The organism is Microtetraspora niveoalba (genome assembly GCF_001570405.1).
Lineage (GTDB): Bacteria > Actinomycetota > Actinomycetes > Streptosporangiales > Streptosporangiaceae > Microtetraspora > Microtetraspora niveoalba.
The window spans coordinates 169,865-192,755 of record NZ_BBYM01000014.1 but is presented as its reverse complement, the minus strand read 5'-3'; the positions used below and the strand labels follow the sequence as shown (position 1 = coordinate 192,755).

Genomic DNA, 22,891 nt, shown 5'->3' with positions numbered 1-22,891 from the left:
GGGGAGGGACGGGCTCCGGCGGTTCGGGGAGGCGCCGGCGCCGTCCGCGGGTGCCGGCGCCGCCCCGACGAGCGGCAGCCGGGCGGTGCGGCTGCGCGGCGCGGTGGGGCAGGCCGCGTCCACCGCGTCCTCGGCCATCCGCCGGTACGTGGTGAGCTTGCCGCCGACCACGGTCACGACCCCGTCGCGTGAGGTGATCACCGAGTGCCGCCGGGACAGGTCGGCCGTGCCCGCGCCGTCCCGGCCCTCCGGCGCGGCGTCGATGAGGGGGCGCAGCCCGGCGAAGGCTCCGGCGACCTCCTCCCGCCGCACCGGCTCGCGCAGGGCGGAGCCCAGGACGTCCAGGAGGAACGCCACGTCGCTCTCCGGCGCCTCCGGGACGTCGGGCAGGGGTCCGTCCACCGGTTCGTCCGTGAGGCCCACGTAGATCCGTCCGTCGGTCTGGGGGAGGACGAGCGCGAACCGGTTGCCCTCGCCCGGGATCGGCACGTGCAGACCGGTCCGGAAACCGCCGAGGGCGCCGGGGCGCAGCACGAGATGGGTCCCGCGCGACGGGCGGAGCCGTACCGAGGGGGACAGGCCGCCGGCCCACACCCCGGTCGCGTTGATCACCGCCCTGGCCCTGACGCCGAACTCGGCGCCGGTCAGCTCGTCCCGCACCTGGGCGCCGTCGCCGGACAACGACAGCGCGCGGCACCGGGTGAGGACGCGGGCACCGTGGGCGGCGGCGGTGCGGGCGATCGCGACGACCAGCCGGGCGTCGTCCACCACCCGGCCGTCCCACGACAGCAGGGCGCCGCGCAGGCCGTCGGGGCTGAGGGCGGGGGCCAGCGTGAGCGCCCGGTCGGCGGGGAGCCGTGACGGCCCCGGAAGCAGGTCGCGCGGGGTCCCGGCCGCGGCCCGGAGCCCGTCGCCGAGGCGGTACCCGGTCATCATGAGGCGGGCCCGCGACGGCCGGACCGACGGGGTGAGCGGCAGCAGGTACGGGTGGGCGCGCACCAGGTGGGGCGCGGTGCGCCGGAGCAGGACGTCGCGTTCGACGGCGCTCTCCCTGGCCACCCCGACCTGCCCCTTGGCCAGGTAGCGCAGCCCGCCGTGGATCAGTTTGGAGCTCCAGCGCGAGGTGCCGAAGGCCAGGTCGTGGGCGTCGATCGCCGCGACCGACAGCCCTCGTGAGGCCGCGTCGAGGGCAGCTCCCGCGCCCGTCGCCCCGAGGCCCACGACGAGCACGTCCACCACCTCGTCGCGGATCTCCGCGAGTTCCCGAGCACGGCGTGCGGCGTTCAGTGAGGAGTCCATGCAGCCCCTAAATCCCCATCTATTACGCTTTAGTAACCTAGCCTCAGAGGTGACGTCGTGGAAGCACCGCAGCCCCCCGCGCAGCCCATGCTCTGGTCCGGATGGGGAGACCCCGTCAGGGCCTCCGAACTGCCCGCGCCCGTGCGCCGGCTGCTCGCCGACCTGCTGGGCGTCCGTGCGCCGGAGTCGCCCGCGGTGACGCTCGACGAGGTGCGGCCGCCCGCCCCCGCGCTGCCCGCGTCCGTGCTGGACGCGTTGTCCTCGGCGGTCGGCGGTGGGCACGTGCGCCTCGACGACGAGGCGCGGATCCGGCACACGCGCGGCAAGTCGACGCCCGACCTGCTGCGGATGCGCGCGGGCGATGTTTCGGACGCGCCGGACGCGGTCGTGCTGCCCGGCTCGCACGCCGAGGTCGCCGAGGTGCTGCGGGTGTGCGCGGAGCACCGCGTGGCCGTGGTGCCGTTCGGCGGCGGCACCTCCGTCGTGGGCGGCCTCGCCGCCGCGCGGGAGGGTTTCGCCGGGGTCGTCGCGCTCGACCTGGCGCGGCTGGACCGCCTCGTCTCCCTCGACGCCGAGTCCATGGTCGCGGAGCTGGAGCCCGGGCTGCGCGCCCCGCGGGCCGAGCGGCTCCTCGCCGAGCACGGCTTCACCCTCGGCCACTTCCCGCAGTCCTTCGAGTACGCGACGCTGGGCGGCTTCGCGGCGGCCCGCTCCAGCGGCCAGGCGTCGGCCGGGTACGGCCGCTTCGACGACATGGTGGTCGGCCTCACGGTCGCGACGCCGCGCGGCACGCTCGACCTCGGCCGCGCGCCCAAGTCCGCCGCCGGCCCCGACCTGCGCCAGGTGATCCTCGGCTCCGAGGGGGCGTTCGGCGTGATCACCTCGCTCCGCCTCCGCGTACGGCCCCTGCCCGAGGTGCGGGTGTACGAGGGGTGGCGGTTCGCGACGTTCCCGGCGGGGGTGGCCACGCTGCGCCGGGTGGCGCAGGAGGGGCCCGCGCCGACCGTGCTGCGGCTGTCCGACGAGACCGAGACCATGGTGGGCCTCGCCCGCCCGGAGGAGCTCGGCACGCTCGCCTCCGAGCCCGGCTGCCTGGTGATCGCCGGATACGAGGGCACGGCGGGCGACGTGGCGTACCGGCGGGAGTGCACCGGGGCGACGCTGTCGGAGATGGGCGGCGTTCCCCTCGGCCCGGAGCCGGGGGAGAAGTGGGCGCACGGCCGGTACTCCGCGCCCTACCTGCGCGACTCGCTGCTCGCCGCAGGAGCCACCGTCGAGACGCTGGAGACCGCCTGCTTCTGGTCCGGCCTCCCGCGCCTCTACGAGGCCGTACGGCGGGCGCTGACGGCCTCCCTGGGCTCGCCGCTCGTCATGTGCCACGTCTCGCACGTGTACGCCACAGGGGCCTCGCTGTACTTCACCGTGGTGACGGCGCAGTCGGACGACCCGGTCGGCCAGTGGGAGGCGGCCAAGCGGGCGGCCAACGACGCGATCGGCTCGGCCGGAGGGACCATCTCGCACCACCACGGCGTGGGCCGGGACCACCTCGGGGCGTACGCGCCGGAGATCGGGGAGCTGGGCGTCGCCGTCCTGCGCGGGGTCAAGGAGCGGCTCGACCCGGACGGGATCCTCAACCCGGGAGTCCTCATCCCGGAATCTTGATCTCGGAATCGTGATCTCATGGCGGCGGCGGCCATGATCAGGCAAAGATTGGGTCATGGCCGATGCGGATGTCGAGCTGGAGTCGCGCACGTCCCGGAGCGGACGGCAGTCGTCACGCGTCTCGGAGGCGGGGGCCGGCTGGAACTGCCAGGAGATCGGCGCCTTCCAGAGCCTGAGGCCGAACCGGGCGACCTTCACCTGGCTGCGCCCGGGGACGCTGTGGCGCTCGCGCAACGAGATCCTCGCCCAGCTGTTCGGCGACCCTTCCAATGAGGTGCGCCGCCGTTGGGTGGAGACCCAGCGGGAGCGCGGCGCAGCCCCCGATTTCCGGATATTTCAGGATGTGGGGGAGGACTTCGCGTTCCTGGTGCTCGGCGACACGGGGGAGGGCGACGCCTCTCAGTACGCCGTCGTACCCGGCCTGCTGAAGGCCGGCGCGGGCACCTCGTTCGCGGTCATCGCCAGCGACGTCATCTACCCGACCGGCTCCGGCAACGAGTACGGCGACAAGTTCTTCCGGCCGTACAAGGACTATCGGGCGCCGATCTACGCCGTGCCCGGGAACCACGACTGGTACGACGGGCTCGGCGGCTTCATGCGCGTCTTCTGCGACGCCCCACCGCTCGCGGCTCGCGGCGAGGGGTTCCGGCTCTCCCCGTCCGGGCTGCGCGGGCTGCTGTGGAAGAAGCCCGCGAAGATCGACGAGGCCGGGCTGGCCGCCGCCCGCGAGATGCGCTCCGCGCCGGAGCAGCGGGCCACCATGCCCGCGCCGTACTGGGTGCTGGACCTCGGGCGGCTCCTCCTCGTCGGCATCGACACCGGGATCCGCGGCGACATCGACCGCGAGCAGGGGGAGTGGCTGCGCCGCGTCTCCGCCGACCCCCGGCCGAAGATCCTGATCACCGGCAAGCCGATCTACGTCCGCAACGACTACCACCCCTGCCGGATCGAGGGCGGGGGGACCGTGGACGAGATCGTCCGCGACCCGGCGCACAACTACGTGGCGGCGATCGGCGGCGACGTCCACAACTACCAGCGCTTCCCGGTGCGGGTCGGCGACCGCGTGATCCAGTACATCGTCTCGGGCGGCGGGGGCGCGTTCATGCACGACACCCACACCATCCCCCGCGTGGACGTGGGCGGCGTCCACGAGGACGACTTCAGGTGCTATCCGCTGCGCGGCGACTCGTTGTCGTTCTACAGCCTGCTGTACAGCAGGCGGCTGCGCATGCGCTGGTTGTACCTCACCCCGGACGAGGGGCTCGCCCTCATGTCGCGGCAGGTCGGCAACGTGCCGCCGCGCTCGATCGCCGCCGGTCCCGACGGCACGCCGCCCGCTCCCGCCGTGTCCGGTGGCGCTTCGGACAGCGCTTCGGACAGCGGCTCGGTCAGCGGTTCCGGCAGCACGGCGGCGCCGGTGCGGATCACGACGCGGATGAAGTGGGCGGCGCGGCTCCTCGGCGGCTGGCCGATGCCCTTCCACCTGCCGGTGGGCCGGTTCTTCCACCGGTGGATCTCCGAGCTGTCCGACTGGGACACGCCGCCGTTCTTCAAGAGCTTCCTGCACGTCTCGGTCACCGGGGACGTCCTGCGGATCCGCTGCCTCGCGGCGACCGGCTGCCTCGCCCAGGAGCTCGAGCCCCCGCTGGAGGACGAGGTCGAGATCCCCCTCGCCCCGGTTCCCCGGTAGCGGGCGGGGGGTTGCGGCGGAAATGTCGGTGGCGCCTGGCAGGCTGGGCGGGTGCAGGTGGTGGTCGCGGCGGATCCGGACGGCGGGGGGACGATCCGGCCGCTCGGCGGTTCCCCGTCGCGGGTCGGCGACCTGGTGGAGGCGATGCGCGAGCTGGAGGCCGCCGCGCGCCCCCGATGGGTCTGGGCGGACGCCCGGCGGATCTACCCCGGCCTGCTCGCCCGGGGCCTGCGGCTCTCACGCTGCCACGACGTCACGCTCACCGAGGCGCTCCTGCTCGGCGCGGACGGGCGGTACGGCGAGCCCAGATCGGCCGAGGCGGCGTACGCGCGGCTGCGCGGCCTCCCGGTGCCGGAGGACCGGGCCGAGACGGGTGAAGGGGCGGAGGGGGCGCAGGCGAGCCTGTTCGAGCCGGAGGTCCCCGGGCGGGCCGTGCCGGACGTCGCCGAGATCGACCTGCTCTCCGAGGTGTACGAGGACCAGCTCGCGCGGATCGGGCGCACCGGCCATCCGGGGCGGTTCCGGCTGCTGGTGGCGGCGGAGTCGGCCGGTGCGCTGATCGCGGCCGAGATGGGCCACGACGGCATGCCCTGGCGCGAGGACGTGCACGACGAGCTGCTCACCGAGCTGCTCGGCCCGCGTCCGGTCCACGGGATGCGCCCGTCCAGGCTCCAGGCGCTCGCCGACGAGGTCTCCGCGGCCTTCGGGCATCCCGTCAACCCCGACTCCCCGCAGCAGATCGTCAAGGCGTTCAAGGGCGCGGGCATCCAGATCCTCTCGACCAGGTCGCGCGTGCTCGCGGCCGTCGACCACCCCGGAGTGGCCCCGCTGCTGGCGTACAAGGAGCTGGCCCGGCTGTACAGCTTCCACGGCTGGGCCTGGGCCGACCAGTGGGTGCGCGGGAACCGCTTCCGCGCGGAGTATGTGGTGGCCGGTGTCGTTTCGGGCCGGTGGGCGACGAGCGGCGGCGGCGCGCTGCAGATCCCCAAGGTGATGCGCCGCGTCGTGGTCGCCGACGACGGGTGGACCCTCGTGGTCGCCGACGCCGCCCAGCTCGAACCGCGGGTGCTCGCGGCCATGGCCGGTGACGGCGGGTTGGCCCGCGCGGCCGGGGAGATCGACCTGTACGCCGCGCTCGCCCAGGCGTTCGGCGGCGAGCGCGACTCCGCCAAGATCGCCATGCTGTCCGCGATGTACGGCGGCACCAGCGGCGACGCGCCGAAGCTGCTCGCCGTGATGCGGCAGCGTTTCCCGCGGGCGTACGCGTTCGTGGAGGAGGCCGCCCGCGCGGGCGAGGAGGGGCGGCTGGTCAGGTCGTGGCTCGGCCGGACCTGCCCGCAGCCGTCCGCCCGGTGGCGGGATCTGGTGTCCGGGCCGGACGGCGCGCGGGCGGCCCGCGACCGCGGCCGGTTCACCCGCAACTTTGTCGTCCAGGCCACCGCCGCCGAATGGGCGGCGACGCTCATGGCCGTGCTGCGCGGGCGGCTGCCCGACCCGGCCCGGCTGGTGTTCTTCCAGCACGACGAGGTCATGGTGCACTGCCCGCTGGACCTGGCGGGCGAGGTCCGGGCGGCGGTGACGGCGGCGGCCGAGGAGGCGACACGCCTGCTGTTCGGCGCGACGCCGGTCCGCTTCCCGATGGAGGCCGTCGCCGTCACCCGTTACGCCGACGCCAAGTAGCCCGTCGCGCCGCCGGGCCCACGGCGTGGCTTTCCTGGGGGACGGTCAGAGGGCGGGGGCGGGGCGTCGGGAGGCGACGGCGACCCACACGGCGAACAGGCCGACGAGCACGGCGACGGCCCCGCCCAGGAGGCCGTACCCGGCGAAGCCGACGATCGCGCCGGCGAGGATCGTGCCGGTGGCGCCGCAGACGTTCATCAGCAGGTCGGACAGGCCCTGGACGGCCGGGCGGCGCTCGATCGGCACGGCGTCGGTCAGCATCGCCGAGCCGGAGACGAGCCCGCACGACCAGCCGACGCCGAGCAGGAGGAGCCCCGCGCCGACCTGGGTGACGTTGTGGTGGCCGGCGGTTCCGGCGAGCACGGCGGCGCAGATCAGCACGCCCATGCCGATGAGCATGACGTTCCGCCTGCCGATCCGGTCCGCGAGCCAGCCGACCACCGGTGAGAGCACGTACATCCCGGCGATGTGGACGCTGATCACGATGCCGATGACCGAGATGGAGGTCCCCTGGTGGTCGAGGTGGACCGGCGTCATGGACATGACCGACACCATCGCGGTGTGGCTGATCGCGATGCCGGCGAGCGCGCGCCGGGCGCTGGGGGACCGGCGGAGCGCGTCCCAGGCGGTGCGGAGCATCCGGCCGCCGGTGTCGCGGGCGGCGCCGTGAGATCGGGCGGGACCGGTCCCGGCGCGGGGGCCGGCATCCGGACCGGCCTCCGGGCCGGTGGGAGAGTCGCCGTCCCGGTCGGAACGCGGTCCTGGCAGCGGCACGGCGTGCGGGCCCGCGTGGGGTTCACCGGAAAGGCCGGCGTCGGGTTCGGCGATCCGCCGGGCGAGGATGAACGGGTCGGGCCGCAGGCCGATGTTGACGATCAGCGCGGTCACCGCGAACGTGAGCGCGGAGAGGGCGAACGGCCCGGCGGCTCCGCTCAGCCCCAGGGGCTCGGTCAGCGCCTCGGCGGGCTCGACCAGGTTGGGGCCGGCGACGGTGCCCACGGTGGAGGCCCAGACCACCCAGGAGAGGTGCCGGGCGGCGTGCCCGGGAGGGGCCAGGTCGGTCGCCGAGTAGCGCGCGGCCAGGTTGCCCGCGCTGCCGCCGCCCACCAGGACGAGGCCCACGAGCAGAAGCTGCCACGACCCGAGCAGGATCGCCGCGACCGCGATGACCGATCCGATCAGGGCGCTGACGTAGGCGAGGGTCAGCCCGGCCCGCCGCCCGCCTCGCCCGGACGCCCGGGCGGTGGGCAGCGCGAGCAGCGCCGCGCCGAGCACGGTCGCGGTGCCGGCGAACCCGGCGACGACGGTGGAACCGGACAGCCGGCTCACGACCAGGGAGCTGAGGGCGAGTCCGACGGCGATCCCCACTCCGCTGACGATCTGCGCCGCGGACAACACGCCGAGCACCCGGCGTTGTACACGGGACACATCGAGGGGGATCTTGGTGGGGGTCGTCGTCATGCGTGAAGTTTGTCATGACTCATGACGGACGCTTCATCACGCAAGTGCGAAACTGCCCCAAAGCGCCTGCCGTACGCCGACGGCGGAATCGTTCCAGTCGTAGTCGGGGGACGTGACGGTGATCGAGTACGCCTGGCTCCCGGCCCGGACGTAGCGGATCAGCCGGTGCATCGTCACCCGGCCGGCGTTGGTGTAGGTGTACTCCCACTCCGCCGCCGGCCAGCGGTACTCGGCCTCGCCGAGGCGCACCTGCGTGTAGTCGTCGTACTTCGCCCGCTGCTCGGCGGCCTTGAGCGCGCCGAGGCTCCCATCGGGGATCTTCCGTACGACGACGCTCTGCGCGCTGTCCTTCGGGCCGGAGAACGTGGTGGCGTCCGAGCCGGCCGACACCGTCCAGCCCTTGGGTGCGGCGACGGACACGCCGCCGCCGGACAGGGTGGTGTAGCCCTTGGGGACCTCGAACCCGGCCGGCTTCCCGGCGCTTGTGCCCCCCGTGCCGCCGTCCGTCCCCTTCGCGTCGCCGCCGGTCGCGCCGCCTGACGCGGCCGAGGACGGCGCGGCGGTCGGCTGCCCGGCGGACCTGACGCTCTTGTCGGCCGACCCTCCGGGGAGGATCAGGAGGACCACGGCGACGATCACGCCGACGACCGCGAGCACCGCCACGGCGATCAGAAGCGTGGACCTGCTCCGTTCGGCCCCCCGCCGCCGGCCCTCCGCGCGGCGGCGGCCGCCCGCGGGCCGCCCACCGGCCCCGGTGGTCTCGCCGCCACCGGTCGCGGCGGACGCCGCCGATCCGGCTGTCGCCTCCGGCCCACCGGACGCCGTCGCCCCGGCGAACGTCGCGGGCGCGGCGGATGTCTCCGTGGCGGGTGAGGAACCCGCGTCCGAGCCGCGCGAGCGCCTGGACCCCCGTGTGCTCCTGGAGAGCCGGGAGCCTCGGGTGCCGGACCCGGGATCCGGTTCGGGTTTGCTGTGCGCCCCCTCGGTGCGTCTCCTGACCCGGCCCGGCGCGGACGCGAAGGGGTCGTCCGGATCACCCGGCGTGTCCGTGCCCGAGCCGCCCGCACCCTGGCCGCCGACACCTAGGCCGCCCGTCCCGAAACCGCCCGTTCCGAAATCTCCCACGCCCAACTGGCCGGGCAGGTCGGAGGGCGTGGGAGTCGGCCACATCCCCTCGGCCCGGCGTTCCGGGGCGTGCGTCGATCCCGGGGGCATCGCCGACGGGTCGAACGGCGGCGCGGACCCGAAGGGCGGCGCGGAGCCGAACGGGACGGAGGCGCCGTCCATGCCGTGCCGTACGGGAAGGGGGGTGACGGGCGCGGAAAGCGGCGCGTGCGGCCCGGTCGTGCCGCCCTCGTCGTACCCCGTGCCGTCCAGGCGGTGCGCGCCGGACGTGTGCCCGGCTGTGTGGCCGCCGGACGGGCTCGCCATCGGGTCGAAGGGCACCCGGATCGGGCCGGACGGGGTCTCGATGATGCGTGACGGCAGCGGCCCCGAGGGCATGTCGAGCGGCGGCAGGAGCTGCGCGGGCGTGGAGTCCTGCGGAGTCGGCATCGCGGTGCTCGGCCGGCCCGGCGCGGTCGCGCCGGCGCCGTGGACCCGCAGCACCCGTTCGAGCATGTCGGCCACCTGCGCGGCCCCGATGCGGTCGGCGGGGTTCTTGCGCAGCAGGCCCTGGATGACGGGCAGCAGGGCGCCGGCCCGCTGCGGCCGGGCGGGCTCCCTCGTCAGCACCGCGCCGAGCACGGCGACCGCGTCCGCCCCCTCGTACGGCGGGTGCCCCTCGACGGCCGCGTAGAGCGTCGCGCCGAACGACCACAGATCCGCCGCGTGCGTGATCGGGCGGCCCTGCAGCCGCTCCGGCGGGATGTACGCGGGCGAGCCCATCAGCAGGCCGGTCTGGGTGATCGTGACGTCGCCCTCGACGGCGGCGATGCCGAAGTCGGTCAGCACCACCCGGTCGGCGGTGAGCAGCACGTTCCCCGGCTTGACGTCGCGGTGCAGGATCCCGGCCGCGTGCGCGTGGCGCAGCGCGTCCAGCACGCGCACGCCGATCTCGGCGGCCTGCACGACGGGAAGCGGCCCGCTCTGCCGTACGGCCTGCTCCAACGACCAGGCGCGGACCAGCTCCATGACGATCCAGGGCCGTCCGTCCTCCTCGACCACGTCGTGGACGGTGACGATGCCCGGGTGGCTGAGTCTCGCTGCGGAGCGCGCCTCGCGCAGCATCCGCTGGTGCGCGCCGTGCAGGCCCGCCTGGTCGAGGCCGAACGGCAGGATGAGCTCCTTGACCGCGACGTCGCGGTCGAGCAGCACGTCGTGGGCATGCCAGACCATGCCCATGCCGCCGCGGCCGACCGGCGAGAGGAGGCGGTAACGCCTGCCGACGAGCCGCCCCTGCCCTTCCGGCACCGGCCCGGCCGTCCCCCCTCCGATGCGACCCTGACCCTCCGGCATGGAGGGGACCATACCGAGCAGATGATCGGTTGTCATGCTCCGGTCCCCAATTCCGGCTCAGTCCGCACAAATCCCCCCAAGACCCGATCCGCGCGAATTCACAAGATATGTGAGGCTGGCAACCGATATTAGGGTCAAAGTTGGGTCAAGGGGAATTCACGCTTCCGTCAGGGCCGCCAGCGCCGCCGTGAACGCCTCCATGGGAGGGCTGACCAGACCCGCTCCGACCTGGCCTGTTCCCGCCACGCGGCCCGCGATCCCCGTGTTCACGACCGGGAGCGTGCCGGTGCGGGCCACGAGGGTGACGTCGACGCCCACCGGCGTGCCCCGGAACCCGAGCCCCGGGATCTGGTACGCCGGATGCTCCGCCAAGGTGATCTCGTACATCGAGGTCGTCGCCGCCACCGCGTCCGCCACGTCCCCGCCGACGAACCGCACGATCGCCGGCGCGGCGGCCATGGCGAAGCCGCCCAGCCCCGTCGTCTCCGTGATCGTGGAGTCGCCGATGTCCGGATTGGCGTCCCCCGGGCCGTACGCGCCGAGGTAGAGGCCGTCGGGAACCCCCGCGGGACCGGTGAACCAGCGGTCACCGAGCCCCGAAACCTGGATTCCGAAATCGGTCCCATTGCGCGCCATCGCCACGACGAGGCTGGAGCCGGGCACATCTCTGGCGGCGTCGGCGCTGACTTTCGCCGCGGCCATTCCCGCGTTCAGGAAGAAATGATCGTTCCCATTGATAAAACGCAACACCTCGGCGGCGTGCTCGGGGGCGGCCTCGACGACGGCGGGCGCGAGCTCCCGCACCATCAGCGACGTCGCCGCGCGGTTGCGGTTGTGCAGCTCGTCGCCCATCTGCAGGGCCTGCGCGACGAGAGTGCGCAGGTCGAGCGGCCCGCTCCGGTCCAGTGCCGCCTGGAGCGCCGGTCCCAGCACGCCGCCCATCCAGCGCAGGCGGTCGATCACCTCCGGGCCGTACGCGCCGTACCGCAGGACCTTGCCCAGGCCCTCGTTGAGCGAGCAGTAGGCAGTGCCGCCGTGCTCGGCGTCGGCGACCTCCAGCATCCACATGGACGGGCTCACCACACCCGCCATCGGGCCGACCGTGCGGTGGTGGTGGCAGGAGTCCAGCGTGACGCCGGATCCGGCGGCGAGCCGTTCCTCCGCGTCCTCGGGAGTGGAGGCGAGCCCCTCGAAGAGCATCGCGCCGATCAGCGCCCCGCGCATCGGCCCGGAGGCGCGCTCCCAGGTGATCGGCGGCCCGGCGTGCAGGAACGTGCCCGGCTCCAGGCCCAGCACGTCACGGGCCGGCCGTACGCCGACCAACCGGGGCCGGGCGGACACCATCCGGCCGACGGCGGTCGCGTTCGCCCGTTCCCTGCGCGGATCGGCGAGCGCCGCGGCCAGCGCGGCGGCGGTGCCGGGGACGGGCGGGCGCCAGTCAACGCCGGTCCTGGGCACGGCCTGCTGGTCCAGCGCCTCGCCGAGCAGCGCGGTCCCGGTCGTGATCACATGAGGCTCGCGACCCAGCATGGACAGCGTCAACGAGTTCACAGGGCTCCCATCTGTGGTCCGGGTGAAGGCCGGGTGGCCGTGGCGAGGTCGCGGGCGTGGCGCGCCGCCGCCGCGTTGGACGTGAAGACGGCGGCGCCCGCCTCGTTCAGCCGGGCCGCCTGGCCGCCCAGCCCCTGCGGGTCGCCGTCCGTGCCGATGAGTGCGACCACCACGGCGACGCCGCGCCCGCACGCCCGCGCCACGGCGGGCGCGAGCCGTGCGGACGGGTCGGGATCGGCTCCGTGGCCCAGCACCACGTCGAGGAGGACCACACCGGACTCGGCCGCGTCCAGCGCCTCCAGGCGGAGCGCCGGGTCGATCATGGGGTGGGCCCGGCCCCGCGTGTACGCGTCGTCGCCGAAGTCGGTGAACTCGCCGGTCCCCGCGATGATGGCGGCCTCGGCGCACAGCGTGCCGCCCGAGTAGAGCCCGCGCAGCGGCCCGCCTTCCCCGCCTCGTGCTTCCTCGCCCGCCGCCCCCGCGGGGGCGGGCCAGGAGGGCCACTCGGGCGCCTCGCGCCCGAGCGCGCCGAGGACCTTCTCCACGGCCGCGGTGAGATCGTCCTGCCCCGGCCCGAGCAGCGCGGTGACCACCTTCGTGCCGAGCCCCAGATCCCGTACGGCCCGCGCCACCTCCGGCGCGGGCGGCTTGGAGACGAGGACGATCAACTCGGTGGCCGGATCGGCGTCGAGCGCCCGCAGCGCCTGGATCGCCGAGCGTCCGCCCACCTCGGCGGACAGGTCGCGCCCGCCCACGCCGAGCAGGTGGCTCACTCCCACGCCGGCCAGATCGAGCAGGCTCGTCACCTGCTGCGCCCCCGTGCCGCTCGCCGCCACGACGCCCACCGGGCCGGGCCGCAGGACGTTGGCGAAGCCCAGACCCGCGCCGCCGATCACTGCGGTGCCGCAGTCGGGCCCCATCACCAGCACGCCCTTCTCCCGCGCGCGGTCCTTGAGCAGGATCTCCTGCTCGACGGGGACGTTGTCGCTGAAGATCATGACGGAGACGCCCGCCTCGACGGCGTCGGCCGCCTCCAGGAAGGCGTACTCCCCGGGAACGCTGACCAGGGCGACCGTCGCCTCGCCGGCCGCGCTCCGGGCCGCGGCCCGCACGGCCGACCGGGTGGTGCGCGGCGGCCGGTCCTCACGCGGCCCCGTCCCGGCCGCCTCCCTGGCCGCGAGCCGCCGCTCCAGCTCGGCCGCGGCCTCCCGTACGGCCTCGTCCGACGCAGCCCTGATCGCCACGAGCAGATCCCCCGGCGTGGCCGGGGGGACGGCGAACCCCGCGTCCCGGGCCAGGCCCACGTTGAGCTCCGTCGCCATCGCGACGATCGCGACGGCGACCCCGGGCAGCGCGGCGAGCGCCTGGCTGACCCGCATCAGGCTCACCGAGTCGTGGTAGATCCCCGCGCGCACTTCGACCAGATCGTTCAAGGACGCTTCCTCCTGCTTATTGGCCTCGCTCTGCTTGATTGCCTCGCTTCGCTCGGCGGGCTCGGGGCGCCTGCAGGCCGGCCGCTGCATTGATCGATGGCGCCGGGTCATGGGATCGCGGGCCACGAGCGCAGCGCGAGGACCGCCGCCAGGCCGGCCCGTACGCCCCAGGCGAGGTCGGCGCCGGACGTGTGGCCGAGACCGAGCAGGCGGTGGGCCGCCGCCTCGAGCTGCTGCTGCCCGGCGAGGCCGCGCAGCACGCCGAGCACCTCGGAACCGGCCTCGCCACGTGCCGCACAGTGCAGCAGCGTGGCCGAGATCGGGGTCGTCCGCGCCCGGGCGTCGTAGGTCACCGCGGCGGCCAGCCAGTCGGCCAGCCACACCGCGCGCGGGGCTCCCGCCGCCAGGCCGAGCTGGCGCAGCGCGACCAGCAGACCGCACAGCATGTCGTCGCCGCTCGGCGTCAGCCCCGGCCCGAGCCCCAGCAGCCGCTCGGCCGCGACGACGCCGTCCACCAGGGAGCCCGCCAGGCAGCCGGAGGCCAGCAGGCCGGGCGCGCCCGTCACGTCCAGGCCGGGCCGGCGCCGGGACCGGTCGCAGATGTCGCCGAACAGCGGCAGCGCGCGGGCCAGCCGGGACGGCTCCACGGCCCCGAGCGGTGGCGCCGGGTCCCACCAGCGGTGCACCCGCACGCCGACGCGGCCCAGGCCGATCGAGCCCTCGCCGACCCAGCACTCGTCTCCCAGCGGAAGCCGGTCGAGCGGCCCGGCGAGCACCACCGCGTTCGGCAGGCGCGCCGCCTCACTGCTGACGAGGGCGATGACGTGCGGCTCGCACTCGCTCCTGACCTCCAGATAGACCGCGAGCGGGAACGCCGCCAGCACACGGGCGGGGCGGCGGGGCGATTCCAGCGTCCGGCGCAGTGCCACGCTGGCGGCCCCGCCGATCTGGGTGCGGCCTCCCACGCCTCCCGGAGGACGTGCGGGGGAGCGCCGCGCTCTCGGACGTGTGTCGACGGTCAACGAACCTCCCCGATAGCGCGTCAGAGCCGACGCTAGAACGCGGCCCCCGGGGGCCGTACGGAGAAAGCTGCCAACAGTGGGCCAAATGCTTGGCTCTTCCTGACAGTGGGATTGTTCGGCACAATCGGCGTGAGTCGTACAGATCTCCCGGAACTCCCTCCCCGCTCGGAAGCCCCGGGCCCCGGAAAACCCCACCCCCCGAAGCTCTACCTCGGAGCGCACGATGACGAGCGATCCCGCCGCGCCGGCGATGAGGCTGGCCAGCACAGGAACCATCCTCCACGGCGTCTCCGTCGGGGAGGTGCTCGGTGTGTCGACCCTGGCCGACGCCCGCCTCATCGCCGGCAGGTCCGGCCTCGACCGCATCGTGCAGCGCCTCAACGTCATGGAGGTGCCCGACATCCTCGCCTGGGTGAAGCCGCACGAGCTGCTGCTCACCACGGGCTATCCGCTGCGCAACACCCCGCAGTCGCTCGACCGGCTGGTGGCCGACCTCGACGAACGCGGGCTGGCCGCGCTGGCGATCAAGCTGGGCCGCTACCTCGACGAACTGCCGGAGGAGATGGTCGAGCAGGCCGACAGGCTGGGCTTCCCCCTGATCCTGCTGCCCAACGACGTGGGGTTCGACGACATCCTCAACCAGGTGCTCACCGACATCCTCAACCGCCAGGCCGGCCGGCTGGCCAGGGCGGAGGAGGCGCACCGGGCGCTGGTCCAGATCGTGCTCGCCGGAGGCGGGATGCGCGAGGTCACGGCCGAGGTGGCCGGGCTCCTCGACGTGGCCGTGGCCGCGCTGGACTCCGGGGACGGGATCCTCGCGACCGCGGGCGACGCCGAGCGGGTGGCGGCGCTGCGGGCGAACTCCCCGGACGGCCACTACGCCGTGGTGCCCGTCGTGGCGGGCGGCCACCACCACGGCAGGATCGTGGCGTACAGCGACTCCGGGCCGCTGACCTCCAGCGACGTGAGCATCCTGGAGCGCGCCGCGACCGTCGCCGCCCTCGTCGTGACGAAGCAGGAGGCGGTCACCGCCGTCGAGAGCAAGTACCGCGCCGACTTCCTCCGCGACGTCCTCACCGGCAGGGGCGGCACCCGCGTCGCCGAGCGCGCCCGCTCCTTCGGCTGGGACCTGGAACGCCAGGTCAGCGTGCTCGTCGCCGAGATCGACCCCGACGCCGACGAACGCCCCGCCCAGGACCGGATGCTCGCCGCCTGGCAGTCCGCCGTGCGCAGGTACGACCCGCGCGGCGCGGTGGCCGGGTTCTCCCACGAGGTCGTCGCCGTCGTGGGGGCGGGGGTGGACACCGTGCGCCTGGCCAGGGACGCGCTCGCCTCCGTCTCCGACTGCACGTTCTCCACCGGGATGAGCCGGGTCGCCGGGGGAGCGGACCTGCTCCCCGCCGCGTACGGCCAGGCGCTCAAGGCGGCGCGGGTCGGCCGCCAGTTGCACGGGGCGGGAGCGGTCGCCCACTTCGACGAGCTCGGCGTCTACCGCCTGCTGTCGCTGGTGAACGACACCGAGGAACTGCACGCCTTCGTCCGGGAGACGCTCGGGTCGCTCGCCGGGGACGACGACGTCGAGAACGCGGACCTGCGCCGGACGCTCCAGGTGCTGCTGGAGACCAACCTCAACGTCGCGGAGACCGCCCGGCGGCTGCACTTCCACTACAACACGCTGCGCTACCGCATCGGCAAGCTGGAGCGGATGCTCGGCAACTTCACGGAGGACGCGCACCTGCGGCTCAACCTGACCCTGGCGCTGCACGTCCTGCGCATGCGCGGCATCTGAGCGCTCCCGGCCGGTGTCCCGCGGATCACGCCGCGCCGGGCACTCCCTAAGCTGGCGCCCGTGAAAGAGACATTCGAGCTGCGCGGCGACTACATCCCGCTCTGCGACCTGCTGAAGTACTGCTTCGTCACCGAGACGGGCGGCGCGGCCAAGCACCTGATCGCCGAGGGGAACGTCCGGGTGGACGGCGCGGTCGAGCTGCGCAAGGCGTGCAAGATCCGGGCCGGGCAGGTCGTCACCGGCGAGGGCTTCGAGATCCGCGTCGTCGCGCCCCGCGCCTGAGCGTCCGGCGGGAACCCCTCCCGCGGCCTGTCCGGCGGGACCGCTCAGCCGGCCGGCGTGACGGGGTAACGGATGATCGTCTTCATCTTCTCCGGCGCGGTGCGGCCCGGCATCGACAGGTAGATCTCGTGGTGGCGGCCGTTGATCGCGTGGCCGCCCTCCTCGAGGAAGGCGTGCAGCCGTCCGACGGTGGCGGCCTCGGTGCTGTACGGCCCGACGTGCAGGATCTGGCCGCACCACCCCTCGTGCAGCGTCTCCAGCCGCACCCGGTCGATCGGCGCCGACGGCTTCTTCTTGCGCGCGGTCGCGACCGCGGCGTCGAACATCGCCCCGTCGGCCTGCGGCGGCTGCATGATCATCATCGTCCACCGCCACTGGTCCCGGTGTGCCGCGTAGTCGGACCGGTGGTCCTCGTCCGTCCACCACTGGCCCTGCAACGGCATCACCGGATATTCCACGACGCCGGCGCCCTTCAGGGCGAAGCGGATCGTGTACGCCACGGCGTACAGCGCCTCGACGGCCGAGGCGTAGCCGGGCGCGGAGTCGGGGTCTCCCATGCCGTCGATCATCAGATAGGGCAGCTCCGGGGCCCGCACCAGGGCCGGCTCCGGGCCGGCCGAGTACAGCTCGCGGTACGTCTTCTTGAAGTCGGCCTTGGGCGTGGTCACGCGTCTTTCCCTTCCGTCCGGGCCCGCGTCCTGGGCGAGGCCGCGGCGCACCATGCTGGACTCTCCCCCGAGGGGAGGGTCCAGCGCGCGGGTGCGCACCCGCGGCGGCGGATGCGCACCGGCCGTCTGACGCTCACCGTCCCGGGGCACGCCCGGTGCGCAACACGACTCCTGCCGATCGGCTCTGGTTTGGCACAAGATGCCCGTGTGTAATGGGAATCACGGGCCTAATGTGCCCGCAACAGCAGTGCCGCGCTGGGACCCGCGGGGTGGCCACCGGACGTCGGCCCAGGTAACTAGAGGGGCTTTCATGGCTTTCGGCTGGAAGTTGCACGGCGACGGGAAGACCCTGCCGCCGGGCGAGGTCGTAAAACCCGACGAAAGGCTGAGCTGGCCGCGCATGGTCGGCTTCGGCGCCCAGCACGTGATCGCGATGTTCGGCGCGACGTTCGTCTTCCCCCTGGTCATGGGGCTGGACCCGAACGTCGCCGTGATGATGTCCGGCGTCTCGACGATCCTCTTCCTGCTCATCGTGCAGGGGAAGATCCCAAGCTATCTCGGGACGAGCGCGTCGTTCGTCGGAGGCGTGGTCGCGATCCGGGCCGCGCAGGGTGACAGCGCCACCGTCACCGGCGCCATCCTGATCGCGGGCATCGTGCTCGCCCTGTGCGGCGTGGCGATCCATTTCCTCGGGGTGCAGATCATCCACAAGGTCTTCCCGCCGGTGGTCACCGGCGCGGTCGTCATGTTGATCGGGTTCGGGCTGGCCTACGTCGTCGCCGACGTCTACTGGCCGCAGGACCACTGGATCGCGCTGATCACCATGGTGGCGACCTTCCTGATCATCGTGCTGTTCCGCGGGTTCATCGGCCGGATCGGCATCCTGCTCGGCCTGGTCTTCGGGTTCCTCCTCTCCTGGGGCGCGGACAAGGTCTTCGGGAACATCACCGCGTACAACGCGGGCACCGGGCAGATCGACACGCACCCCCGGGTGAGCTTCGACGCGGTCGCGAACGCCGACTGGATCGGGCTGCCGAACTTCCACGGCCCCGAGTTCAAGGTCTCGGCCATCGTCCTCGTGCTGCCCGCCGTCATCGCGCTCATCGCCGAGAACGTCGGCCACGTCAAGGCCGTGGGCGAGATGACCGGCGCCGACGTCGACCCGTACATGGGCCGGGCGGTGGCCGCGGACGGCGCCGCCACCGTGATCGCCAGCGCCGTCGGCGGCTCGCCCACCACCACGTACGCGGAGAACATCGGCGTCATGGCGGCGACCCGGGTCTACTCGACCGCCGCCTACTACGTCGCGGCCGTCATCGCGATCCTGTTCGGCCTGTGCCCGAAGTTCGGCGCGCTCATCGCCGCCACGCCCGGCGGCGTGCTCGGCGGCATCACCGTCATCCTGTACGGCATGATCGGCCTGCTGGGCGCCAAGATCTGGATCGAGAACCGGGTCGACTTCTCCGACCCGGTCAACATGGTGCCGATCGGCGCCGGGATCATCCTCGCGATCGGCCCGGTCACCCACCAGATCACCGGCGACTTCGCGCTGGCCGGCATCGCCCTGGGCACCATCGTGGTGCTCGGCGGCTACCACCTGCTCCGTGCGATCGCGCACGGCCCGAGGAAGGAGGTCTCCGGTGGGGAGATCGGATTCGAGCGGGATGCCACGGGCTGACCGGCGGGCCGCCCTTCCGGCCACGCCGTACGGGGGCGCGACCGCGTCGTGAAGCCGCCCCCGTTCGAGTACCACGCCCCGGTCTCGGTGGACGAGGCCCTCGCCGCCCTCGCCGAGACCGGGACGCACGGCAAGGTCCTGGCCGGAGGCCAGAGCCTGATCCCGCTGCTCAACATGCGGCTGGCCGCGCCGTCCCACCTCGTCGACATCAACCGCGTCGGCGAGCTGGACACGATCGCCGCCGGCCCGGACGGCGTACGCGTCGGCGCGCTGGCCCGGCACGCGGCCGTCGAGCGCTCGGCCGAGGCGGCGGCGGCCCTGCCGCTCCTGCGCCAGGCGCTCGCCCTGGTCGCGCACCCGGTGATCAGGAACCGCGGGACCGTGGTCGGCAGCCTCGTCCACGCCGACCCGTCCGCCGAGATGCCCGCCGTCCTCGCCCTCCTCGGCGGGTCCGTACGGCTCGCGCGGCTCGGCGGCGAGCGGGAGGTCGCGGCGGCCGACTTCTTCACCGGCCCGATGGAGTCGGCGGCGGAGCCGGGGGAACTGGCGGTGTCCGCGTTCTTCCCGGCGCCGCCGCCGCGCTCCGGCACCGCGTTCCACGAGGTGGCCAGGCGGCACGGCGACTACGCGGTCGCGGGTATGGCCGCCCTGGTCACCCTCGACGAGGACCTGCGGATCGCCGCCGCCCGGGTCGCGTGCGTGAGCGTCGGCCCCGGTCCCGTCGTGATCGACCTCTCCGACGCGTGCGGCCGCCGCCCCGCGGCGTCGGTCGCCTGGGACGCGGTGGCGGCCGCCGTACGGGACCGGATCGACCCCGAGGGGGACATCCACGCGACGGCCGTGTACCGCAGGCACCTGACCGGCGTGCTGGCCGTGCGCGCGCTCAAGGAAGCGGCGGGGAACGCGGGAACGGAGGCCGCCCATGAGTGAGGGAATCCGCCGGTGCGGGAGGGAGGCGGCCCATGTCTGAGGGAACCGCCCGGCACGTCGTGACCCTCGTGGTCAACGGCGTGGTCAGGGAGGCGGCCGTGCCCGCCCGGCGGCTGCTGTCCGACTTCCTCCGCCACGACCTGGGGCTGACCGGCACGCACGTCGGGTGCGAGCACGGCGTCTGCGGCGCGTGCACGGTGCTGCTCGACGGCGAGCCCGTGCGGTCGTGCCTCACCTTCGCCGTCACCGTGGACGGCCACGAGGTCACCACCGTCGAGGGCCTGGCCGAGGACGGCGAGCCGTCGCCCGTGCAGCGCGGCTTCACCGAGTGCCACGGCCTGCAGTGCGGCTTCTGCACCCCGGGCTTCCTCTGCACGGCGACGGCCTTCCTGCGGGACAACCCGGCGCCCACCGACGAGGAGGTGCTGGAGGCCGTCGCCGGCAACCTGTGCCGGTGCACCGGCTACCAGAACATCCTGAAGGCCGTACACCGGGCCGCGGAGATCCAGGCGGAGACCCGGGGCCGGCCGGAGCCGCACGGGTACGGCACGCTCGGCGGGCTGGCCGATCGAGGGGGCAGGGCGTGACGACGAAGCTCTTCGGCGAGCCGGTCCAGCGGCGCGAGGACGCCCGGCTGGTCACCGGACAGGGCCGCTACCTGGACGACCTCGGACCCGGCGCGCTGGCCGCCGCCTTCGTCCGGTCGCCGCACGCGCACGCGCGCATCAGGGACATCGACGTGTCGGCCGCGCTGGACGTGGAGGGCCTGGTCGCCGTCTACACGTGGGAGGACCTGCCCGGCGCGCTGGCCGAGCCGCTGCCGCTGCTGATCCCGCACCCCGCGCTCACCCACGGCCGCACCGCGTACCCGCTGGCCAAGGACATCGTGCGGCACGTCGGCGAGCCCGTCGTGATGGTGGTCGCCGAGGACCGCTACCTCGCCGAGGACGCCTGCGCGCTCATCGAGGTCGAGTACGAGTTCCTCAAGCCGGTCGTCGGCGTCGAGGAGGCGGCTCAGGGCGTCCACCTCGTCCACGAGGACGTGCCCGGCAACGTCGGCGCGCACATGGTCCAGGAGGTGCCGTCACGGGACGGCAGGTCGGCGGCCGAGGCGATCGACGCCGCGCCCCACCTCCTGGAGTTCCGGCTCGACATCGAGCGCAGCGCCTGCATGCCCCTCGAAGGCAAGGGCGTGTACGCCCGCTGGGACGCCGACGACGGGTCGCTGCGCGTCTACTCCTCCACCCAGACGTCCACCAGCGTGCGGATGGCGGTCGCGGCCAAGCTCGGCCTGCCGCTGCCCAAGGTCGAGGTGATCGCCCCGGACGTCGGCGGCGGCTTCGGCGTGAAGATCGTGCACCCGTGGCCGGAGGAGATCCTCGTGCCCTGGGCGGCCAGGACCCTCGGTCGCGAGGTCAAGTGGACCGAGGACCGGCGCGAGCACTTCGTCTCCTCCGCGCACGAGCGGGCCCAGGTGCAGCACGTCAGGGTCGGCTTCGACGACGACGGCCGCGTCCTCGGCCTGGACGTGACCATCCTGCACGACCACGGCGCGTACACGCCGTACGGGATCATCGTGCCGATCATCACCTCCACCCAGTTGCTCGGGCCGTACAAGATCGGGGCCTACCGGGTGGAGTTCTCCTCGATCTACACCAACACGGTGCAGGTCACGCCGTACCGGGGGGCGGGCCGCCCGCAGGCTGTCTTCTGCATGGAGCGGACGCTCGACCGCGTCGCCGCGTACCTGGGGAAGGACCGCACCGAGGTCAGGGCGGCGAACTTCATCCGGCCGGACGAGTTCCCCTACGACCAGGGCCTGATCTTCCAGGACGGGCGGCCGCTCATCTACGACAGCGGGAACTACCCCGAGTCGCTGCGGATGCTCAAGGAGCTGATCGGCTGGGACTCCTTCCCCGACATGAAGGCGCGGGCCGCGGCAGAGGGACGCAGGATCGGCATCGGCGTCGGCTGCTACGTCGAGGGCACCGGGGTCGGGCCGTACGAGGGCGGCCACGTGCAGATCACCTCCGACGGGCGGGTGCACGTCTCGACCGGCCTGACCTCCCAGGGGCAGGGCCACGAGACCGTGTTCGCGCAGATCGCGGCCACCGAGCTGGGCGTGCCGATCGAACGGGTGTCCGTCGTCACCGGCGACACCCGCCGCTTCGGGTACGCGGTCGGGACCTTCGCCTCGCGCGCGGCGGTGATGAGCGGCAACGCGATCGCGCTCGCCTGCCGCAAGGTGCGCGAGAAGGCGCTGCGCATCGCCGCGGACGCCCTGGAGGCCGACCCGCGCGACCTGGAGATCACCGACGGGATCGTCCACGTCGCCGGAACGCCGTCCGCGTCGATCCCCCTCGCCACCGTCGCGGTGCTGTCCAACCCGCTCAGGTACGCGTTCGACGAGGAGGCCAAGCGCGCCACCCAGTTCTCCGGCGCCGCGTCGATGGACCGGCCCCCGGTGGACGAGGGCGAGGAGCCCGGCCTCGAGGGGCGGGACTACTACTCGCCGATCAGGTCGACGTTCGCCTCCGGGATGCACGCCGCGATCGTGGAGACGGACCCGGAGACGGCGGAGATCAGGATCCTGAGGTACGCCGTCGTCCACGACTGCGGCAAGCTGATCAACCCGATGATCGTCGAGGGGCAGATCCACGGCGGCGTCGCCCAGGGAGTGGGCGGGGCGCTCTACGAGAAGATGGTCTACGACGAGCACGGCCAGTTGCTGAACGCCTCGTTCATGGACTTCCTGATGCCCTACGCGACCGAGGTGCCGCGGATCGAGACCGCCCACCTGGAGACGCCCTCGCCGCTGAACCCCCTGGGCATCAAGGGCGCGGGCGAGGCCGGGGTGATCCCGGTGTCCGCCGTGATCGCCTCGGCGGTCGAGGACGCCGAGGGCATCACCGTCGACCGGATGCCCATCTCACCGTCCGACCTGCACACCCTGCGCCTGCGGCTCGCGCAGTAAGGAGGAGTTCCGGCGTCGCCTTCAGCGAACCAGCCCGAACACGAGGTGGAGCGCTTCGTCGATCTCGAGCAACTCAGCAGGGGAGAGCCGTCCGGCGAACGGGCCGAGCCGCTCCGGGGCGACCGCGGCGCTCTGCTCCAGCATGACCCGCGTCGTCTTGCCCATCAGTTCGATCTCCGGGCGGAAGGACGTGGGCCGTGCGCTGGTGGACGTCGGCGCGACGAGAAGCGTCGACAGAGCCGGGATGAAGTCGGACTGGAGCACGACGGCGAACCGCTCGCCGCTCTGCTCGTGCCTCATGTTCTCCCGAGGGGC

At 73.7% G+C, this 22,891-nt stretch carries 17 protein-coding genes; 9 read left to right on the top strand and 8 right to left on the bottom strand.

What is annotated here, in order from left to right; genetic code table 11:
- The coding region (locus AWQ70_RS14950; protein ID WP_067175908.1) for a glycerol-3-phosphate dehydrogenase/oxidase at positions 1–1,299 on the bottom strand (1,299 nt) is incomplete at its 3' end.
- An 87-nt stretch (positions 1,300–1,386) separates the two neighbouring features.
- Between AWQ70_RS14950 and AWQ70_RS14945 the strand changes: the two genes are divergently transcribed.
- From AWQ70_RS14945 to AWQ70_RS14935, 3 genes are read left to right on the top strand one after another with little or no spacing between them, the layout of a single operon-like run.
- On the top strand, positions 1,387–2,961 hold the full coding sequence (locus AWQ70_RS14945) for an FAD-binding oxidoreductase (RefSeq protein WP_067175905.1): 1,575 nt from the start codon (positions 1,387–1,389) through the stop codon (positions 2,959–2,961).
- Positions 2,962–3,016: 55 nt separating this feature from the next.
- Positions 3,017–4,651, top strand: coding sequence for a metallophosphoesterase family protein (locus AWQ70_RS14940; protein ID WP_067175902.1), 1,635 nt, complete (start codon positions 3,017–3,019; stop codon positions 4,649–4,651).
- A gap of 51 nt (positions 4,652–4,702) precedes the next feature.
- Positions 4,703–6,331 (top strand): bifunctional 3'-5' exonuclease/DNA polymerase, encoded by a 1,629-nt coding sequence (locus AWQ70_RS14935; RefSeq protein WP_067175899.1) that lies wholly within the window; start codon positions 4,703–4,705, stop codon positions 6,329–6,331.
- 45 nt (positions 6,332–6,376) lie between these two features.
- Here AWQ70_RS14935 and AWQ70_RS14930 read toward each other — a convergent pair whose 3' ends face one another.
- From AWQ70_RS14930 to AWQ70_RS14910, 5 genes are all read right to left on the bottom strand, one after another.
- Positions 6,377–7,792: an MFS transporter gene (locus AWQ70_RS14930; protein ID WP_067175896.1), complete on the bottom strand. Its 1,416-nt coding sequence runs from the start codon at positions 7,790–7,792 to the stop codon at positions 6,377–6,379.
- 36 nt (positions 7,793–7,828) lie between these two features.
- Positions 7,829–10,249, bottom strand: a complete 2,421-nt coding sequence (locus AWQ70_RS40525; RefSeq protein WP_218004529.1) for a serine/threonine-protein kinase — start codon at positions 10,247–10,249, stop codon at positions 7,829–7,831.
- A 156-nt stretch (positions 10,250–10,405) separates the two neighbouring features.
- Positions 10,406–11,800: a YlbE family protein gene (locus AWQ70_RS14920; RefSeq protein WP_245646965.1), complete on the bottom strand. Its 1,395-nt coding sequence runs from the start codon at positions 11,798–11,800 to the stop codon at positions 10,406–10,408.
- The gene (locus AWQ70_RS14915; protein WP_067175890.1) at positions 11,797–13,233 is read right to left on the bottom strand and encodes an AllF/FdrA family protein; all 1,437 of its coding nucleotides are present in this window, start codon (positions 13,231–13,233) and stop codon (positions 11,797–11,799) included. The genes AWQ70_RS14920 and AWQ70_RS14915 overlap by 4 nt, the downstream gene beginning before the upstream one ends.
- 107 nt (positions 13,234–13,340) lie before the next feature.
- The gene (locus AWQ70_RS14910; protein ID WP_067175887.1) at positions 13,341–14,198 is read right to left on the bottom strand and encodes an oxamate carbamoyltransferase subunit AllH family protein; all 858 of its coding nucleotides are present in this window, start codon (positions 14,196–14,198) and stop codon (positions 13,341–13,343) included.
- A gap of 280 nt (positions 14,199–14,478) precedes the next feature.
- Here AWQ70_RS14910 and AWQ70_RS14905 point away from each other — a divergent pair, with 280 nt between their 5' ends.
- Entirely contained in the window at positions 14,479–16,044 is a 1,566-nt protein-coding gene (locus AWQ70_RS14905) for a PucR family transcriptional regulator (protein WP_067175884.1), read from the top strand.
- A 60-nt stretch (positions 16,045–16,104) separates the two neighbouring features.
- Positions 16,105–16,326 carry an RNA-binding S4 domain-containing protein gene (locus tag AWQ70_RS14900; protein ID WP_067175881.1) on the top strand — a complete coding sequence of 74 codons (222 nt, stop codon included), beginning with the start codon at positions 16,105–16,107 and terminating at the stop codon, positions 16,324–16,326.
- A gap of 44 nt (positions 16,327–16,370) precedes the next feature.
- On the opposite strand, the gene AWQ70_RS14895 is transcribed toward AWQ70_RS14900, so the two are convergent.
- A complete protein-coding gene (locus AWQ70_RS14895; RefSeq protein ID WP_067175966.1) occupies positions 16,371–16,994 on the bottom strand; it encodes a GyrI-like domain-containing protein in 624 nt (207 codons plus the stop codon).
- A 310-nt stretch (positions 16,995–17,304) separates the two neighbouring features.
- Between AWQ70_RS14895 and AWQ70_RS14890 the strand changes: the two genes are divergently transcribed.
- The 4 genes from AWQ70_RS14890 to cutA are packed head-to-tail and all read left to right on the top strand — an operon-like array spanning position 17,305 to position 22,576.
- Positions 17,305–18,672 (top strand): uracil-xanthine permease family protein, encoded by a 1,368-nt coding sequence (locus tag AWQ70_RS14890; RefSeq protein ID WP_067175878.1) that lies wholly within the window; start codon positions 17,305–17,307, stop codon positions 18,670–18,672.
- 48 nt (positions 18,673–18,720) lie between these two features.
- On the top strand, positions 18,721–19,602 hold the full coding sequence (locus AWQ70_RS14885) for an FAD binding domain-containing protein (RefSeq protein WP_067175875.1): 882 nt from the start codon (positions 18,721–18,723) through the stop codon (positions 19,600–19,602).
- 32 nt (positions 19,603–19,634) lie between these two features.
- Positions 19,635–20,189 carry a (2Fe-2S)-binding protein gene (locus AWQ70_RS14880; RefSeq protein ID WP_067175873.1) on the top strand — a complete coding sequence of 185 codons (555 nt, stop codon included), beginning with the start codon at positions 19,635–19,637 and terminating at the stop codon, positions 20,187–20,189.
- Positions 20,186–22,576 (top strand): aerobic carbon-monoxide dehydrogenase large subunit, encoded by a 2,391-nt coding sequence (gene cutA / locus AWQ70_RS14875; protein WP_067175870.1) that lies wholly within the window; start codon positions 20,186–20,188, stop codon positions 22,574–22,576. Before AWQ70_RS14880 ends, cutA begins: the two co-directional genes overlap by 4 nt.
- Positions 22,577–22,597: 21 nt before the next feature.
- Here cutA and AWQ70_RS14870 read toward each other — a convergent pair whose 3' ends face one another.
- Positions 22,598–22,876 (bottom strand): type II toxin-antitoxin system PemK/MazF family toxin, encoded by a 279-nt coding sequence (locus tag AWQ70_RS14870; RefSeq protein WP_245646964.1) that lies wholly within the window; start codon positions 22,874–22,876, stop codon positions 22,598–22,600.
- Positions 22,877–22,891 lie beyond the last annotated feature (15 nt).

Coding starts and splice junctions, on each gene's coding strand:
- AWQ70_RS14945 (WP_067175905.1), top strand. CDS start 1,387: ATGCTCTGGTCCGGATGGGGAGACCCCGTCAGGGCCTCCGAACTGCCC.
- AWQ70_RS14940 (WP_067175902.1), top strand. CDS start 3,017: ATGGCCGATGCGGATGTCGAGCTGGAGTCGCGCACGTCCCGGAGCGGA.
- AWQ70_RS14930 (WP_067175896.1), bottom strand. CDS start 7,792: ATGACGACGACCCCCACCAAGATCCCCCTCGATGTGTCCCGTGTACAA.
- AWQ70_RS40525 (WP_218004529.1), bottom strand. CDS start 10,249: ATGCCGGAGGGTCAGGGTCGCATCGGAGGGGGGACGGCCGGGCCGGTG.
- AWQ70_RS14905 (WP_067175884.1), top strand. CDS start 14,479: ATGACGAGCGATCCCGCCGCGCCGGCGATGAGGCTGGCCAGCACAGGA.
- AWQ70_RS14890 (WP_067175878.1), top strand. CDS start 17,305: ATGGCTTTCGGCTGGAAGTTGCACGGCGACGGGAAGACCCTGCCGCCG.
- AWQ70_RS14880 (WP_067175873.1), top strand. CDS start 19,635: ATGTCTGAGGGAACCGCCCGGCACGTCGTGACCCTCGTGGTCAACGGC.
- AWQ70_RS14870 (WP_245646964.1), bottom strand. CDS start 22,876: ATGAGGCACGAGCAGAGCGGCGAGCGGTTCGCCGTCGTGCTCCAGTCC.